The sequence below is a fragment of the Streptomyces fuscigenes genome (assembly GCF_021556455.1).
Lineage (GTDB): Bacteria > Actinomycetota > Actinomycetes > Streptomycetales > Streptomycetaceae > Streptomyces > Streptomyces fuscigenes.
Window position 1 is genome coordinate 1 of sequence record NZ_JAKGCV010000084.1, and the last position, 16,782, is coordinate 16,782.

General features: G+C 74.4%; 12 protein-coding genes and 1 pseudogene. 7 read left to right on the top strand and 6 right to left on the bottom strand.

The genetic code is table 11. From position 1 onward, the window contains the following. Nucleotides 1-120 precede the first annotated feature (120 nt). The 3 genes from L1885_RS10405 to L1885_RS10415 all read right to left on the bottom strand — a co-directional run bounded on the left by L1885_RS10405 (nt 121) and on the right by L1885_RS10415 (nt 4,305). Nucleotides 121-1,380, bottom strand: a complete 1,260-nt coding sequence (locus L1885_RS10405) for a phytoene desaturase family protein (RefSeq protein WP_235796758.1) — start codon at nt 1,378-1,380, stop codon at nt 121-123. Between the two features lie 284 nt (nt 1,381-1,664). After that, complete coding sequence (locus L1885_RS10410; RefSeq protein ID WP_235796759.1) at nt 1,665-2,495, bottom strand: inositol monophosphatase family protein; 831 nt, start codon at nt 2,493-2,495, stop codon at nt 1,665-1,667. Nucleotide 2,496: 1 nt separating this feature from the next. Next, nucleotides 2,497-4,305, bottom strand: a complete 1,809-nt coding sequence (locus L1885_RS10415; protein WP_235796760.1) for a gamma-glutamyltransferase family protein — start codon at nt 4,303-4,305, stop codon at nt 2,497-2,499. Nucleotides 4,306-5,118: 813 nt separating this feature from the next. Between L1885_RS10415 and L1885_RS10420 the strand changes: the two genes are divergently transcribed. Then, a complete protein-coding gene (locus tag L1885_RS10420) occupies nt 5,119-6,789 on the top strand; it encodes an APC family permease (protein WP_235796761.1) in 1,671 nt (556 codons plus the stop codon). Nucleotides 6,790-7,047: 258 nt separating this feature from the next. Here the strand turns inward: L1885_RS10420 and L1885_RS10425 are convergent, their stop codons facing one another. Next, nucleotides 7,048-8,073, bottom strand: coding sequence for a hypothetical protein (locus L1885_RS10425; RefSeq protein WP_235796762.1), 1,026 nt, complete (start codon nt 8,071-8,073; stop codon nt 7,048-7,050). Between the two features lie 207 nt (nt 8,074-8,280). Between L1885_RS10425 and L1885_RS10430 the strand changes: the two are divergent. Then, nucleotides 8,281-8,400 (top strand): annotated as a pseudogene (locus L1885_RS10430) (DNA-binding response regulator); the annotation flags it as partial. Nucleotides 8,401-8,422: 22 nt separating this feature from the next. On the opposite strand, the gene L1885_RS10435 reads toward L1885_RS10430, so the two are convergent. Further along, nucleotides 8,423-10,366, bottom strand: coding sequence for a hypothetical protein (locus L1885_RS10435; RefSeq protein ID WP_235796763.1), 1,944 nt, complete (start codon nt 10,364-10,366; stop codon nt 8,423-8,425). Between the two features lie 817 nt (nt 10,367-11,183). Between L1885_RS10435 and map the strand changes: the two genes are divergently transcribed. The 3 genes from map to L1885_RS10450 all read left to right on the top strand — a co-directional run bounded on the left by map (nt 11,184) and on the right by L1885_RS10450 (nt 14,970). After that, on the top strand, nt 11,184-11,951 hold the full coding sequence (gene map / locus L1885_RS10440; protein ID WP_235796764.1) for a type I methionyl aminopeptidase: 768 nt from the start codon (nt 11,184-11,186) through the stop codon (nt 11,949-11,951). 252 nt (nt 11,952-12,203) lie between these two features. Then, on the top strand, nt 12,204-13,376 hold the full coding sequence (locus L1885_RS10445; RefSeq protein WP_235796765.1) for a cytochrome P450 family protein: 1,173 nt from the start codon (nt 12,204-12,206) through the stop codon (nt 13,374-13,376). Nucleotides 13,377-13,542: 166 nt separating this feature from the next. Then, nucleotides 13,543-14,970 carry a M1 family metallopeptidase gene (locus L1885_RS10450; RefSeq protein WP_372481909.1) on the top strand — a complete coding sequence of 476 codons (1,428 nt, stop codon included), beginning with the start codon at nt 13,543-13,545 and terminating at the stop codon, nt 14,968-14,970. A 15-nt stretch (nt 14,971-14,985) separates the two neighbouring features. Here the strand turns inward: L1885_RS10450 and L1885_RS10455 are convergent, their stop codons facing one another. Then, nucleotides 14,986-15,471 carry a DUF2000 domain-containing protein gene (locus L1885_RS10455; protein ID WP_235796766.1) on the bottom strand — a complete coding sequence of 162 codons (486 nt, stop codon included), beginning with the start codon at nt 15,469-15,471 and terminating at the stop codon, nt 14,986-14,988. A 389-nt stretch (nt 15,472-15,860) separates the two neighbouring features. Here L1885_RS10455 and L1885_RS10460 point away from each other — a divergent pair, with 389 nt between their 5' ends. Together L1885_RS10460 and L1885_RS10465 are read left to right on the top strand one after the other, a co-directional pair. Continuing rightward, nucleotides 15,861-16,211, top strand: a complete 351-nt coding sequence (locus L1885_RS10460; RefSeq protein WP_235796767.1) for a hypothetical protein — start codon at nt 15,861-15,863, stop codon at nt 16,209-16,211. 235 nt (nt 16,212-16,446) lie between these two features. Next, on the top strand, nt 16,447-16,782 hold a 336-nt coding region (locus L1885_RS10465), incomplete at its 3' end, for a helix-turn-helix domain-containing protein (RefSeq protein WP_235796768.1).

Below are 16,782 nucleotides of genomic sequence, written 5' to 3' on the forward strand. Positions count from 1 at the left end.
TTCCGGGCCTGTCGAGCTTTTCTGGCTTTTTCAGGTTTTCCGGTTCTTCTTTGCTTCCCCGCCAGCCTAGAGGTACCGACATGACGAACGGCGAAATTCCGGTCGTCCGGACGGCGCAGGTCAGAGGCCCTGGGCCGCGCCGCAGGCGATGTCGCCGCCCACGTAGTTCGCGTTGCGCTGTGCGAGCTCCGGCGGGCCGGCCGTGGCTCGGGCGAGCACCAGGTCCCGGAAACCCGGTGCGAAGCGCTCGAGTTGGCGCTCGATCGCGCCGGTCAGGTCGCCGGTCCAGGCGTGCGGGACGTGGCCGTACACCCAGAAGACGTGCTTGCCCTCGGGCGCGCGGGACGGGTCGGCCAGGGTCGGCTGCGCGCTGATGAGGAAGGGGACGTCCGGCGGGGTGCCTCCGTACGCCTGCTTGAGCGCGCGGCCCATCTCGGCGCTCGTCGGGCCGATCTGCACCGTCCCGGCGCGGCGCGGCGCCTCCGCCGTCCACGGCATCGGGCCGTCCAGCGCGTAGTCGATCTTGAACACGCTGGGACCGTAGCGGTAGCCGTCGTAGTGGCGGCCGAGGCCCGCGATGCGCGCGAGCGCCGTCGGCGAAGTGTCGAAGACGTAGGCGCGTGCGGGCGGCAGGTCGTCGAGCCGCTTGACCTCGAACCCGGTGTGCACGGTGCCGCCGCAGGCGCGCAGATACCCGGCGAGCGCGTCGGAGATGGCCCCGGAGCCGCCGCGTGCCACGGGCCAGCCGCCCGCGTGCGCCGCGAGCGCGAACATCAGCCCGATCCCGCCCGTGGCCAGGCCGTTGAGCGGCGAGATGACATGGGCCACCAGCCCGGCGAACAGCGCCCTGGCCCGCTCGTCGCGAAAGCGCCGCACCAGCCATCCGTACGGTGCCAGGCCCTTGAGCCCGAAGCGCGCCAGCGTGAGCGGGTCCCGGGGCAGGCCGCGCGGCGGCAGGCTGAGGAAGTCGGCGGCGAGCGTGTCCCACCGGCCGAGGAACGGCGCGACGAGCCGCCGGTACTCTCCCGCGTCGTGCGGGCCGAGGGAGGCGGCGGTCTCCGCGACGGAACGCGCGAGGACGGCGGCCGTCCCGTCGTCGAAGGGGTGGGCCATCGGCAGCTCGGGGTGGGCCCAGCTCAGCCCGTACCGCTCCAGCGGCATCCCGTTGAACGCGGGCGATCCCGCCCCGAGGGGATGCACCGCCGAGCAGGGGTCGTGCTTGAAGCCCGGCAGCGTCAGCTCCTCGGTGCTCGCGCCGCCCCCGATGGTGTCCCGGGCCTCGAACACCTCGACCGACATGCCGCGTCTGGCCAGCTCGGCGGCGGCGGTCAGCCCGTTGGGTCCCGCACCCACGACTACGGCATCGAGCATCGACGGCACGCGGACTCCTTCGTCAGCCGACGGTCTGAGGGCCCAGGATATTCCGGCGGACCGGCGGCGGGGACGGCGGTGGGGACCGGCGCATGCGTGCGAACCCGCGCCCTGCCGCGGGGCCGGGGGTGCGGGCAGGAAAGGCGCCGGGCGCGGCGGCCGCCCGGGGCTCGCGGAGCCGTGCGCCGGTTTCGCACGCCCCGCTTCGCCTCCCCGTACTCCCAGCCGGTCCCCGTCCGCACCGCACCGCCGGCCGTGCGCCGCCGCGCGCCGCGCTCCGGCCCCCCGCGGGGTCAGCCGTTCAGCAGCAGCCGCCGCACGTGCCGCGCCGTCGCCTCGGTGCGGGCCGCCGTGAACGGCAGGGCGTTGCCGCCCGTGATGCGGTACGGCTCCCCGCTGAGGGTGAGGTGGGCCCCGCCCGCCTCGGTCACCAGGAGCAGCCCGGCCGCGTGGTCCCAGGCGTACTCCCAGTTGTAGGCGACGGCGTCCAACTCGCCGGTGGCCACGGCGAGGTAGTCGAGTCCCGCCGAGCCGCTGCCCCGGGTCACGGCCCCGGAGCGGTCGAGCCCGAGCAGGGCCCGCTTCTGCTCGTCGGAGGTGAAGTCCGGGTGGGACATGGCCATCCGCAGGGGCCGGCCGGCCTCCGGGGGTCCCGGCCGCAGTGGCCGCCCGTCGAGGTGGGCGCCCCGGCCCCGGACGGCCACCGCCATGCTGCCGGTCACCGGCGCGTACGTCCACGAGGCGAGGACCTCGCCGTAGCGGGCGAGCGAGACGAGCGTGCAGAAGCCGGGCGCGCCGGAGATGAACACCCGCGTGCCGTCGACCGGGTCGACGATCCACACGGGAGCGTCGCCGTCGAGCGCGCCGTAGACGCCCGGGTCCGCGGCCACGGCCTCCTCCCCGACCACCACGGAGCCGGGCACGAGGGACGTGAGCTCCCGGGTGAGGTACTCCTCGGCGCGCCGGTCGGCCACGGTGACGAGGTCGTGGGGCCCGCTCTTCTCGCTGATGTCCTCGGCCGACAGCCGGCGGTAGCGCGGCATGATCTCGGCGTCGGCCGCCGCCTTGATGACGGCCTCGACCCGTGCGCCGGGAGGAAGCCGGAACGCCGTCTCGTCCGCCATCTCAGCGGCCCACCGCGTAGCCCTGCATGCCGTGCGGATTGGCGGCCGCCGACAGCACGCCGGTCGCGGGGTCGCGTGCGACGGCGCACAGCCGGCCCTCCGACCAGTCCTCGCCGACCGTCACCTCGTGGCCCCTGCGCCGCAGTTCGGCGACGACGGCCGGATCCGTACGGCCCTCGACGGTCAGCCCGCCGGGGACCATCCCGCGCGGGTAGAAGGAGCCCGGGAAGCTGTCGGTGTGCCAGTTGGGGGCGTCGATGGCGCCCTGGAGGTCGAGGCCGCCGCGCACCGGGTCCCGAAGGACGAGCGCGAGGAAGAAGTGGAGCTGCCACTGGTCCTGCTGGTCGCCGCCCGGCGTGCCGAAAGCGACGGCCGGCACGCCGTCGCGCAGGGCGAGCGAGGGCGTGAGGGTGGTGCGCGGCCGGCGCCCGGGCGTCAGGGAGTTGGGCAGGCCCTCCTCGACCCACATCATCTGCAGGCGGGTGCCGAGGGGGAAGCCGAGTTCGGGGACGACGGGGTTGGACTGGAGCCAGCCGCCGCTGGGCGTCGCGGAGACCATGTTGCCCCAGCGGTCCACGATGTCGATGTGGCAGGTGTCGCCGCGCGTGGCGCCGTCCTTGGCGACGGTGGGCTCGCCCGCGCCCGCCCTGGGCTCGGGCAGGACGCCGGTCTCGCCCGCGGCGACGGCGGTGGCGTGCGCGCTGATCCTCGGGGTACGCCCGTCGGGGCGGCCGGGGCGCAGCTCGCGGGAGGCGTCCTCGCCGATGAGGGCGCGGCGCCCGGTGTTGTACCGCTCGGAGAGCAGCGCTTCGAGGGGGACGTCGGCGGCGTCGCCGTACCAGGCCTCGCGGTCGGCCATGGCGAGCTTGGTGCCTTCGACCAGCCGGTGCACGTACTCGGCCGATCCGTAGGCGGGCAGGTCTGCGGCGCGCGACGGCAGCAGCGCCAGCTGCTGGAGGAAGGCGGGGCCCTGGCTCCACGGGCCCGCCTTGCACAGCGTCCAGCCGTCCCACTCGTAGGTGGCGGGTTCCTCGTAGGTCGCGGACCAGCCGGCCAGGTCGGCGGCCGTGAGGGTGCCGGTGTGGCGCTCCCCGCTGGTGTCCATGGTGGGCCGGGCCGCCTGCGCGACGAGGGCCTCGGCGACGAAGCCCTCGCGCCAGATCCGGCGCGCGGCCTCGATCCCCGCGACGCGGTCGCCGCCGCCCTCGTCGGCCGCCTCGGCGATCAGCCGCCGCCAGGTGGCGGCGAGTGCCGGGTTGCGCCACAGCTCGCCCGGTCGCGGCGACCTGCCGTCCGGCAGGTACAGCTCGGCGGAGGACGGCCATTCGGTCTCGAACAGCTCCCGCACGGTCTCGACGGTCGCCCCGACCCGCTCGACGGGCGCGTGCCCGTCCTCGGCGTAGCCGATCGCGTACCGCAGCACGTCGGCGAGGTGCAGGGTGCCGTGGTCGCGCAGCAGCGTCATCCAGGCGTCGAAGGCGCCGGGGACGGCCGCGGCCAGCGGGCCGGTTCCCGGCACGAGGTCGAGGCCGAGGGAGCGGTAGTGCGCCACGGTCGCCCCGGAGGGTGCGACGCCCTGCCCGCACAGCACGCGGACCGGACCGCCGGCGGGGGCGAGGATGATCGGCGCCTCGCCGCCCGGCCCGTTCAGGTGCGGCTCGACGACGTGCAGGACGAAGGCGCCGGCGACGGCCGCGTCGTAGGCGTTGCCGCCCGCCTCGAGGACCGCCATCGCGCTCTGGGAGGCCAGCCAGTGGGTCGAGGCCACCATGCCGAACGTGCCTTGAAGGGTCGGCCTGGTCGTGAACATGCGCTGTGCCACCTCGCCTCTCGTCGTACGGATCGCCCCTGGCCGGCGCTCGCCGCGCCGGCCGGAGGGCGGGCCGGTGGGCCGCTGACCCGCGTCAGCTGCCGTACCGGCCGGTCAGCAGCCTATCCACCGGTCCGGCGGGGCCCCCGGGACGTCCACACTCCGGGCGGGCGGGTCCCCGGCCCGGGGCGCTCCCCGCCCCACCCGGGGAGGGGGCGGCACGGCCCGCCCGTGCGGCACCGTGATTCGCCTTCGCACACACCTGAACCCCGGGGTGGGCTGCACGGGCCCGCCGCGGCCGCGGGGGCCCACCACAGGACACACGCGGCACACGTCGCCAATCCACACCGAACGGTCACACATGGGGTGCGGCCGGGGCACACCGTGCGCCGCGCACGCGGGAGCACTCCCCATCTACGGGGCGCACGGGGACGATCCTCACGACCACGACACAACGGATGTCGCGTCCGGGGCGGCGCGCACACCCTGCGTCTTCCGCCGCCCCACGGGTACGGCCGCCGATTTCCCCCGGGAACGCGGGCCGTTATTGGCCATGTGAATGACAACACCGCCCCCTCACACATGTGGCCCGACCGTGTCCAAATCGAAAGCTTAGCCATCGGGTTCGGGGGAATCAGACAGCCGATCACGTGCCTGTTCACGGGCGAAATGGCACAACCGCCCATGAAACCTGCCACGCCAGCCCGAGCCGGTTCAACAAGGAAATTGCAGGTCAGAGTCTTGATTCCCACTCGGCACGGTGTGCTAAGGATGAGGGCCGCATGCGGGGCAATGAGCCAAAGGAAAAGATGAATGACCACGATTGAGAAACCACCGGAGGGGCGTGCGGAACAACCGCGGCTGCGCCGGGACATGGGTCGCGTCAGTCTTCTGTTCGCCGGCGTCGGATCCATCATCGGATCGGGCTGGCTGTTCGGCGCGCTGAACGCCGCCAAACTCGCGGGGCCCTCGTCCGTGTTCTCGTGGGCGATAGCCGCCGTGATGATCATCCTCATCGGGCTCTGCTTCGCCGAGCTGGGCACGATGTTCCCCGTATCGGGCGGTGTGGTGCGCTTCCCGCACCTTTCGTTCGGTTCGTTCGCCAGCTACACCATGGGCTGGATCACCTGGATCGCCGCCGCCACCGTGGCACCGATCGAGGTCGAAGGCGCACTGCAATATGCCACCAAATGGGCACATTTCACTGACTACCATCCGTCGAACGGTGCCTACACACTGACGGGTCTCGGCTATGTGATCGCCGTCCTCGCCATGGCGTTCTTCGTCGCACTGAACTACTTCGGCATCCGGTGGTTCGCGCGGGTGAACAATGTCCTGGTGTGGTGGAAGCTCGTCGTCATCCTCGTGGTGATCGTCGCGTTCCTCGTCACCGCGTTCCACGGGCACAACTTCAGCGCCAAGGAGTACGGCGGCTTCGCGCCGGGCGGCGCGAAGGGCATCTTCACCGCCATCTCCACGGCCGGCATCACGTTCTCCTTCCTCGGCTTCCGCCAGGGTGTGGAGCTCGCGGGCGAGACGGACAACCCGAAGCGCAACGTGCCGTTCGCGGTAATCGGTTCCGTGCTGCTGACCGGCGTGATCTACGTGCTGCTCGAGGTCGCCTTCATCGGCGCCGTGCCGAAGCACGACCTGACCTCGTCGCACGGCTGGCTCAACCTCGCCTTCGCCAACGACTTCGGCCCGCTGGCCGCGATCTCCTCGGCGATCGGGCTCGGCTGGCTCGCGTACGTGCTGTACGTGGACGCCGTCATCTCCCCCGCCGACACCGGCCTGATCTACACCACGGTCACGGCGCGCATCTCCTACGCCATGGCCCGCAACAAGAACGCGCCCGAGGGGCTCGCCAAGGCCACCCGCCGCGGTGCGCCGCTGGTCAGCCTGATCGTCACGTTCGTCGTGGGCCTGATCGTCTTCCTGCCGTTCCCCAGCTGGCAGGAGCTCGTCGGGTTCATCACCTCGGCGACGGTGCTCTCGTTCGGCTCCGGCCCGGTCGTGCTGGCCGCGATGCGGCGTCAGATACCCGACCAGCCGCGCCCGTTCCGGGTCCCCGGCGGGGACGTCATCCCGTTCCTCGCGCTGTACTCCGCGAACCTGATCGTGTACTGGGCCGGCTGGAACACCAACTGGAAGCTGTTCGTCACGATCCTGATCGGCTTCGTCTTCCTCGCCGCCTTCGAGATCTTCGACAAGGGCCGCGCGCCGAAGATGGACTGGAAGGCCGGCGCCAGCTGGGTCCTGCCGTGGCTGGTCGGCCTGGCCCTGGTCAGCTGGATGGGCGACTACGACGGCGGCAAGGGCTGGATCGGGCTCGGCTGGGGCTTCGTGGTCAACCTGGTGCTCGCCGCGATCGTCTACCTCATCGCGCTGCGGGTGAAGCTGCCGCAGGCCCGGGTCGTCGAGCACATCGAGGAGGCCCGCGAGGAGAGCCGCATCGAGAGCGAGGAGCTGGGCGAGGCCCACTGACGCGGTCCGCTCCCGGCGGCCGGCCGACCCTGCCGCCCGGAACCTGACCGGCTCCACGGACGCGGCGGTGCGCGGTACCCCTGACGGGTGCCGCGCACCGCCGCGTTCCGGTGTGATCCGGTGCGTTCCGGTGTGATCCGGTGTGATCCGGTGTGTGCAGGTGCCCGAAGCGGTACCGGGGCGGCTTCGAACAGCCGGGGGCGCCCCGCCGTGCCGCCGCCCACGCGCTCAGACCGGCAGCCGACCGACCTCGTGCCGTCAGCGCCCGGCGGCGATGATCTCCTCGCCCAGCGCGGCGAGTTCAGGCAGGTACGCGAGGGTCGCGCGGGAGCGCGCGGCGAGGTCCCGGCCGTCGTTGATGCCGAGATCGGCGAGGAGTTCCGCGAACTGCGGTGCGTGCCGCGCCGCCAGGTCCGGCGCGTCCGCCAGCAGGGCGGTGTGGCAGCGCGCGGCGGTCGCCACCACCCAGAACAGCGCCTCCCGGTGGTCTCCGGCCCGCACCAGGGCACGGCTCGCGTCCACGGCGACCGGGCGGGCGGCGGGGGTCAGGTCGGAGCTGAAGGGGAAGGGCGTGTGCGCCACGGCGGCCGTCGCGTCGAACAGCACCGCGAGGCACTCGACGTGGTGGCCCACGCGCTCGGGCGTCAGCCCGGCCGGGTCGAGCTGCGCCAGCAGGGCCGGGTAGTGCTCCCCGAGGCCGGCGGCCGTCAGCAGCTCGCGGGCCCTGAGGTGGCGCAGGCGCACCGTCGGATTGCGCAGGCCGGCGACGAGCGGCAGGTGCGCGCTCACGCAGGTGGGGAACAGCCAGCCGGTGACGCGCACGGGCCAGGGCGCCGCGGTGTCGGGGGTGCGCAGCCCGGCCTCGATCCTGGTCAGCACGGCGCCGCACCGCTGTCGCACCCGCGCGGGAGCGGCGAACTCCCGTGCCACGGAGCGCTGGAGGGCGCGCAGCCCGCCCGTCGGGTCGTCCAGCACCGTGTCCCTGCTCAGCCCGGCCGCGAGGTGGTAGTCGGCGAGGGCGTGCCCGGCGGGCGCGAGGGCGTCCCATCCGACGACCGTGACGTCGAACAGCACCCCGAGGTGCGGGAACTTGCCGGGCTTGGGCCCGCGGGGCATCGCCCGGGTCACGACCGTGAGGTCGAGGTCGGAGCCGACGGGCACCTCGTCCTCGTCGCGCAGGCCGACCGTCGATCCCGTGACGTAGGCGCCGACGTATCCCTCGCGGGCGCGCCCCTCGGCGCGCACCCAGTCGAGCGCCGCCGCACGGGCGCGGTCAGCCCGCATGCGCACCGCACCGAGCTGTCCGCGCAAGCGCGCGGCGGCGGTCCCCGATCATGGCGTGCACCCCCGTACCCGTACCCCGTCCCGGCTCTGCGATCGTAGCCGCAGGCGCCGCGGTCGCCGGCCCTGACGTGCGATTCTCAGGCCCTTCACAGGGCCGGGCAAGGAATCTCTCCCGGCGGCGGGCCGGCGTGTCACCATGACGTCACCATGACGACCACCTCCTCCCAGAAGCAGCCGCCACTGGCGCGGCCCGACGGCTCACCCGAGCGCGTGCTGGTCGTGGACGACGAGACCTCGATCACCGAGCTGCTGTCCACGGCCCTGCGCCGGCCCCGTCCCGGCCGCGCCCTCAGCCCAGCGTGACCACCGTGGTCAGCGTCCCGGGGTGCGGGACGCGCAGGACGTGCAGGCGGCGCGCCCCGTCGCGCAGCAGGGTGACGGAGGTCGCCTCGACGGTGGCCGCGAGCGCGGTTCCCCAGTCGATGCCGATCGTCGTCCCGGCCCGGTGGACGACGAGCCCGCGCGCGGTCGCGGCGGCGTCCGCGCCGTACGCGACGGGCGTGCCGTCCGCGAACGCCACGCGGTCGGTGGGCAGCAGGACCAGCGGGATCTGCTCGGTCAGGGCGGTGGTGCCGCGCACCGCGCGCGAGACGGTGTTCCTGGTGACGGTGAGGACGGTGGAGACCCGGCCGTCGGGCAGGCCGTAGGAGACGGTGACCGGCGACGAACCCGGCGCGGCCTCGGCGCCGTTCCAGTCGCGGTCGCCCACACGGTAGGAGGCGGCGGCCAGGTCGCTGTGCGCGTCGACGGTGCCGGCCGGCAGCACGCTGCCCCACACCTGCGTGTCGCTCGCGCGCTGCGACTGGACGACGGCACCCGCGCGCGGGTGCCACAGCAGGCCGGGCCCGGTACGGACGTCGGTGCTCGGGCGCTTGCCGAAGAACGCGGCGAGGTAGAGCCCGGGCCTGCGTACGTAGAGGTAGCTCTGGTCGAGCGCGGTGTCCTCGCGCCGCACGGCGAAGTCGTCGGACCGCAGGTACGGCAGCTGCCGTACGGACGCGCGCTTGGCGCCGCGCGAGGGGAACGCCTCCGGGTAGGTGGCGTGGGCGATGATCCGCGGCGAGGTGTCCTGCTTGGCGGGGCCCACGGCCGGCCCCGGCGCGGCGGCCCACGCCGCGCGGATCTCGGCACGGTCCTCCGCCGTGGTGAAGAACGCCGCGAGGGCGGGGACTTCGGGGACGAAAAGCGAGCCGAGGTTCGTCCGGTCGGGGTCGGGCACCACGTCGTCGTAGTACGCGACGCCGGTGCGGGCGGACATGGCCACGTACGTGAGCGAGCCCGAACCGTCGGGCTCGCGCACGACGTTGTAGCCGAACCAGTCGGCGAACCTGCGCGCCATGCCGAGCACCGCCCGGTTGCGCGTGAGGTGGTGGATCTCGGCGATCTCCGGCATCAGGACCTCGAAGTTGTAGTCGATGTCCATGCCGGTGGGCTCGTAGAAGAAGCCCGCGGGGCTCTGGCCGTGCTCCGCCAGGTACTCGACGCGGTCGGCGAGCCCGCGCTCGAGCCCGGCGTCCGGGGCCAGTCGAAGGAAGCGGGTCGCGCCGGCCAGGCCGGACGCGTTCTGGTTGGCGAAGTTGATCGGGCTCTGCCAGATCGGGTTCGCGGGGTCGAGGAACCACGTCGTGCCGAGCCGCACCGCGGCTTCGATCTCCGCCCGCCGCTGCGGGAGCGAGCGGCCCTGGCGGAGGTTGGCCAGGGTCTTGGCGAGGTAGCCGATGCCGAAGCCCGTGGCGGCCTTGGACTTCTCGTCGATGTCGTACTCGGGCCAGGAGCCGTCGGCGTGCTGGAGGTCGAGGTAGTGCGCGATCGCCGCGTCGAGGCGGGCGAGCAGCGCCCTGTCGCCCGCGTACGGGTTCCAGGGACGGGAGTTGGCGTGGAACCAGCTCAGGGTGAAGACGTGTTCCTGGACACGGGAGTTGTAGGGGGCGCTCGGCGTGCGCCACCAGCCGCCGCCGAGGAAGCCGAGGTCCCCGGGGTCGTCGACGACGACGTCGTTCACCATGCCGGGCAGGATCGCCAGATAGGGCCCGAAGCGCTGCTCGCGGGGCGTGAACAGGCGCCGCGCGGGGGCCCCGGGCGGCAGGCCGCCCAGCGGCGGGAACGGCCCGGCGGGCGGCGGCACGGCGGCGGACGCGACACCCCCGGTCCACCCCGTGCCGAGCAGTGCGGCGGCGCCGAGCGCGCCGCCGAGAAGGGCCCGCCTGCCGAGCGACCGGGGCTGATCTGTCACTGCTGCCTCCAGCTACTAATACGCATTAATGGATCGACGCGAGGTGGCCTCGGAGAGAGAGGGGCCGGAATGGCCTCGACGCTAGATCCGCTCTCGACGGGGTGTCAACCAGCCGTGCACGACGAGATCCCGCGCCCTCTCGGCCAGGCCGCGCGACCGCCGGGAGCGATCCGGGTTCCTCAAGAAGCAGGTGGGGCCCCCGACTTCACCGTCACACGGTGTCACCTCCGCCGCGCGGCGACCGAGTCGTCGAGCCGCCGCGGAGGCGTGCCGCGCCACCGCTCCGCGAGCGCCGGGACCGGCAGCGACGACCCCACGGATCATCGGCCGCCACGGCCGTCGGGAGAGCGGCCGGGCCGGGCCCGCGAGCCCCCGCGATCGACCGCGGAGGGCCCCGGACGGCGCCGGTTCGCGGCCGTGAGACCTCGTCAGGGCCACCGTGGGGCCGAATTCGACGGCAGCGGCTACGCGTGCGAGGGGCCGGCGCGGGGACGCGGACGACTCCGGCGCGATCTCGCCGAGGCCGCGCGGGAAGCAGGGGCCGGGCGGGCCCTGGAGAACGCCCGCGCGCCCATGGGGCCCGCCGCCCCCGCGCGTGATCCGCCCCACGGCACGCACGCCCGGTTCGGGCACATGGCCACGCGGTGTGACCGCCGCAGAGCCGCACGGCCCGGCATCGACATCCGTCCGCACGGACTTCGCGCCGCCTCTCGCGACCCCGCCGGACGGCCCGGCCGAGCGGATCCGGCCCCGTGGCGACTGTGATACTAATACCGGTATAAGTATTGGATTCGATGCGAGGCGGGAGCCGCAGCACATGGTGGAGATCAAGACCGACGCCGCGATGGACGCGATGCGAGAGGCGGGGCGGGTGGTGGCCCGGGCCCTGGCCGCCGCCCGCGAGGCAGCCGGTGTGGGTGTGTCCCTGCGGGAACTGGACGAGGCGGCGCGCGCCGTCCTGGCCGAGGCCGGCGCGAGTTCGCCCTTCCTCGGCTACCGGCCGTCCTTCGCCCCCACGCCCTTCCCCGCGGTGATCTGCACCTCCGTCAACGACGCGGTGGTGCACGGCATCCCCACCGACTACCGGCTGCGCGACGGCGACGTGGTGAGCGTCGACGGCGGAGCCGAACTCGACGGCTGGACGGGGGACTCGGCCATCACGTTCACCGTCGGAACGGCCCGTCCCGAGGACGTGGAGCTGATCGAGGGCACCCGGCAGGCCCTCGAGGCCGGCATCGCCGCCGCCCTCGTCGGCAACCGCATGGGCGACATCTCCCACGCCATCGACACCGTGGCCCGCAGGGCGGCCTGCGGCATGCCCGCCGACTTCGGCGGCCACGGCATCGGCCGCAGCATGCACGAGGACCCGCACGTGCCCAACCGGGGCCGCCCGGGACGCGGCTTCCCCCTGCGCCACGGCCTCGTGCTCGCCATCGAGCCGATGTTCATGGCGGGCGGGCAGAACGCCTACCGCACCGGCAGCGACGGCTGGACCCTCAGCACCACCGACGGCAGCCGGGCCGCCCACTTCGAGCACACCGTGGCCATCACCGACGGCGGCCCCCGCATCCTGACCCTGCCCTGACGCTGCTCGCCACGGCGGGCGGAAGGGCTGCGCCGGGCAGGCGGCACGGCGCGCGCGGAGGCCACGCGGAGGGCGGGTGGGTACGGGCGGTGCACAGCAGGCGGCTCGGGACGGGCGGGCAGCGGGCAGTACGCACGGCGGGCGGCGGGCGGCAAGCGCAGGTACGGGCAGGCGGCGCGGGACGCCGCCGCCGCCCGCCGACGCGCCGTGCCGGTGGCCGCGAACCGCCCCTTCCTGCGGGAGGCTTGGCGCATGACACGCACCGAACCGGCCGACGGCCCCTACGCCGTCCTCGATCGCGCGCACCTCGGCGGCCCCGTGCGGGAGCTTCCCGGCGGGCCCGGGAAGCCGTGCAGTTACGTGGTCACCGGCTACGACGCGGCCCGGGCCGCCCTCGCCGACCCCCGGCTGTCCAAGGACACCGGCGCGTTCTTCGCCGCCCGCCCGAGCGGCCGCGACCTGCACCCCGCCCTCTCGCGCAGCATGCTGGCGACCGATCCCCCCGCGCACACGCGCCTGCGGGCCCTCGTCACCGGGGCGTTCAGCCGGGGTGCGGTGGCGCGGCTGCGTCCGCGCATCCAGCGGCTGACCGACGCCCTGCTGGACCGGTGGCCCGCCCCCGGGCAGGGGGACGTCGACGTCGTGGAGGCCCTGGCCGGGCCGCTGCCCGTCGCCGTCGTCTGCGAACTGCTGGGCGTGCCGGAGGAGGACCGTACGGCGGTGCGGCGCTGGTCGGACGAGCTGTTCGCGGCGGGGCGCCCCGACACGATCGACGCCGCCTCGCACGCCGTCGCCGCGTACATGGCCCGGCTGATCGACGCCAAGCGGCGGCATCCCGGCACCACGCTGCTCGACGACCTCGTCGCGGCACGGGACGGGGAGGACCGGCTCGGCGAGGACGAACTGGTGTCCCTGGCCTGCCTGCTCCTCGTCGCGGGGCACGAGACGACCACGAACCTCCTCGCCAACGCGTTCCTGGCCCTCCTGCTGCACCCCGAGGCGCACGCGCGCCTCGTCGCCGCCCCGGCGCAGCTCCCGCGCGTCCTGGACGAGCTGCTCCGCTTCGACTCCCCCGTCGCCACCGCGACGTTCCGCCATGCCACACAGCCGCTCACCCTCGCCGGGACGGACATCACGGCGGGCTCGCCCGTACTGGTCGCGATCGGGGCCGCCAACCGGGACCCGCGGCGCTTCGAGGCGGCCGAGCGGCTCGATCTGGACCGTGACGCCTCCGGCCAACTGGCATTCGGGCACGGGGTCCACCGCTGCGTGGGCGCACAACTGGCCCGAGCCGAGGCGGAGATCGCCCTCGGCTCGGTCCTGACCCGGTTCCCGGGCTGCCGACTCGCCGTTCCGGTGCAGGAGTTGCGCTGGCGCGCCACCCGGCTCATGCGCGGGCCGGCCGTCCTCCCCGTGAGCGTGTGAGGCTCCGCCCGCAAGCCGGCACGCGGGCGGGAGGACACCGTGCGCCCGGCACGGGGGGTGTCTTGTCCGGCCCGCGGGCGCGCCCTACAGTGAGCGCTTTCCCACCGCACCGTTCCCGGTCGGACACCCCGCCTGAGGAGTGCACGTGTTCGCTGCCCGTCCCGCTCTGAGCACCTCCCGCCCGCGCGCCGGCTCCGCCCTCACCGGCCGGGCGGCGCGCACCGCGGCCGCCGCCCTCGCCCTCGCCGCCCTCGTGCTGACCACGGGGACGGCCGCCGCCGACTCCGGGGCGAGGCCCGGGGCGCCGGGCCAGGGCGACCCCTACTTCCCGCTCCTCGGCAACGGCGGCTACACGGTCGCCCACTACGACCTCGACCTCGGCTACGACCCGGCAGCGAAGCACCTCACCGGTGCGGCCGGGATCACCGCGAGGGCCGTCCAGGACCTGAGCCGCTTCGACCTCGACCTCTCGGGCCTGACGGTCGGCCGGGTCCGGGTGGACGGGAGGGCGGCCCACTGGAGCCGCAGCGGCCAGGAGCTCGTCGTCACACCGGCGCGCCCGCTGCGCAAGGGCGCCGCCTTCCGCGTCGACGTCGCCTACGCCGGTGTGCCCGAGCAGATCACGGACCCCGACGGGTCCCCGGACGGCTGGATCGCCACCGACGACGGCGCGTTCGTCGCGGGCGAGCCGCAGGGCGCCATGTCGTGGTTCCCGTCCGACAACAACCCGCTGGACAAGGCGTCGTACAGCTTCCGCGTCACCGTGCCCGCCGGCTACACGGCCGTCTGCAACGGTGTGCTCGACTCGCAGCGCACGCGGGGCGGCAGGACGACGTTCCGCTGGCGGCAGGACGAGCCCATGGCGAGCTACCTCGCGACGGCGACGGTGGGCAGGTTCGACGTCCAGCGCTACCGGACCGCGTCGGGCGTGCCGGTGTACAACGCCGTCGATCCACGGGAGGCGGCCGGCGCGGCGCCGGCGCTCGCGAAGATCCCCGGCATCCTGGACTGGGAGACGAAGCTGTTCGGCCCGTACCCCTTCGCGGCGGCGGGCGCGATCGTCGACGACGCGCACGACGTCGGCTACGCCCTGGAGACGCAGACCAGGCCGCTGTACGACCGGGCCCCGGACGTCGGCACGGTGGTGCACGAGATGGCGCACCAGTGGTTCGGCGACTCCGTCAGCCTGACGAGCTGGCAGGACATCTGGCTCAACGAGGGCTTCGCCACGTACGCGGAGTGGCTGTGGGAGGAGCAGCACGGCGGCGCCACCGCGCAGGCCGCCTTCGACCACTACGACGCGCTGCCCGCGAGCAACGGCCTGTGGGCCTTCCCCTCGGCGGATCCGGGCAGCGGTGCCGACATCTTCGCCTCGCCCGTCTACACGCGCGGCGCGATGACGCTGCAGGAGCTCCGCAACGCGGTGGGCGACCGGGACTTCTTCACGATCCTCCGGACGTGGGCCCGCGAGCACCGCCACGGCCACGGGACGACGGCCGAGTTCACGGCGCTGAGCGAGCGGGTCTCGGGCAAGCACCTCGGGAAGCTGTTCACCACCTGGCTGTACACGGCGGGCAAGCCGGCCGCGTCGTGACGGCGGCCGGGCGCGTCAGGCCAGCAGCGGCAGCCGTTTGACGATCCGGTCGACGCGGTTGCGGGGGCCGACGATGCTCACGGCGCAGTAGTCGAGGGCGTCGCCCGGACTCGCGCCGACGGCGCCGAGGTACTCGGAGTACACGCGCGTGTGCTGGGCCGCGGCCGGCATGTCGGCGACGAACGTCCCCGCCGAGGCCGCGGCCTTGGCCCGCACCTCGCGCAGCGTCGCGGGGTCCGCGGCGAGCACCGTGCATCCGGCCCACGGCAGGCCCGGGTGCACGGTGCCGTCCGCGTCGAGGGCGGCATCGCCGAGGATGCCGCCGACGGCGTCGGACGTGGCGGCGGCGACGCAGACCGCCGCGTTCACCGCGCGGCCCGCGGGCAGGCTCCCGTCGACCACGACGACCCATTTCAGCCGGGCGGCGCGGGTGGGCGCGTCCTGGTCGATCTCCTCGGCGGCGAAGCCGACGGCTTCGGTCTGCGCGATGTCAGCGAGCACTGAGGCACACTCCCACTCGGATGTACGGCGTTTCAGCTGGGACGATACCGATCGTGCGCACGCTGTCATCCAGTGCCGCACATCGTGCGGCAGGTCCGGAGGAACGGCACCTACGGGCCGCGTTCGTGCGGCGATCGGCCGCGGGCGCGCGCACAGATACGGCGGCGGGGCGCGCGACCCTGCCGGCTGGAACACGCGTCGCGGGGCGCCGGCCGAGCGGGGCGTCGGCCGGAGCGCCCCGGTCCGCGGCTCGAACGGGCCTCGGGGCGGGGCCGCCCGGGAAACCGTCCGCCCGTCCGCACCCGGCCGTGCCCGTCGGCAGTCCGTCCCGGGGCGCAGGCGTGAGCCGCCGCCGGACCGCGCCCCGGGGCGTCCACTAGGTTGGCCGCATGTCTTCCGTACTTGTGATCGGTTACGACCCGCAGGCCATACCGGGCGTGGACGGCGAGGCCCTGCGCGCGGGTCTCGACGCCGAGTTGGCACGGTTCGGCGCGCAAGGCATCGACGCGGACATGGCGCTCGTCGTGTTCGACGGGTCGGCGGAGTCCGTCCTCACGGCCGCGCTGGCGCGCCGCCCGTGGGACGTGGTCGTCGTGGGCGGCGGCATCCGGAAGAGCGAGCCGCTGCTCCCGCTCTTCGAACAGGTCGTGAACCTGATCCGCCGGCACGCGCCGCGGGCGGCCGTCGCGTTCAACACCACCGGGGGCGACTCGCTGGAGGCGGCGCAGCGCTGGCTGTGAGGCCGGCCGGCGGGTGCGCGGATCGTCCCGGGGCCGTCGGGCCGGCTCCCGGCCCGGACCGGGCACGGGAGCACCGGTGGTGGCCGGCCTCCCACCGTGGCCGCGGGGACGGGCAGCGCGGACGGGCCGGATTGGCCGGATCGCTCCGCGGTCCCGGCACACCCCTCGGCCCACCGGCCCGGAGGCGATAGCGTGCGGGTCCGGACATCGGCCGGTCGGACGGGGGCAGGTGGCGATGGCACGACGAAGAGCACTGCCGGAGGGGCTGGACCCCCGGGTGCGAAGCCTCGTCCACGAGCTGCAACGCCTGCGTGACCGTGCGGAGTTGAGTGTCACCCGGCTGGCGGCCAAGACGTCGTTCAGCAAGGCGTCGTGGGAGCGGTACCTGTCGGGCCGCGCGCTGCCTCCTCGGCAGGCCGTCGAGGAGTTCGCCCGCGCGTGCGGAGCGGACCCGGTACGGCTCATGGCCCGGCGCGAGGTGGCCGCGGACGCCTGGGCGGCCGCGCGGGCCCGGCGGGCGGCGGGACCGGAGGAGCCCGAGGGCCGGGCCGGGTCCGGGGACGGAGCCGGG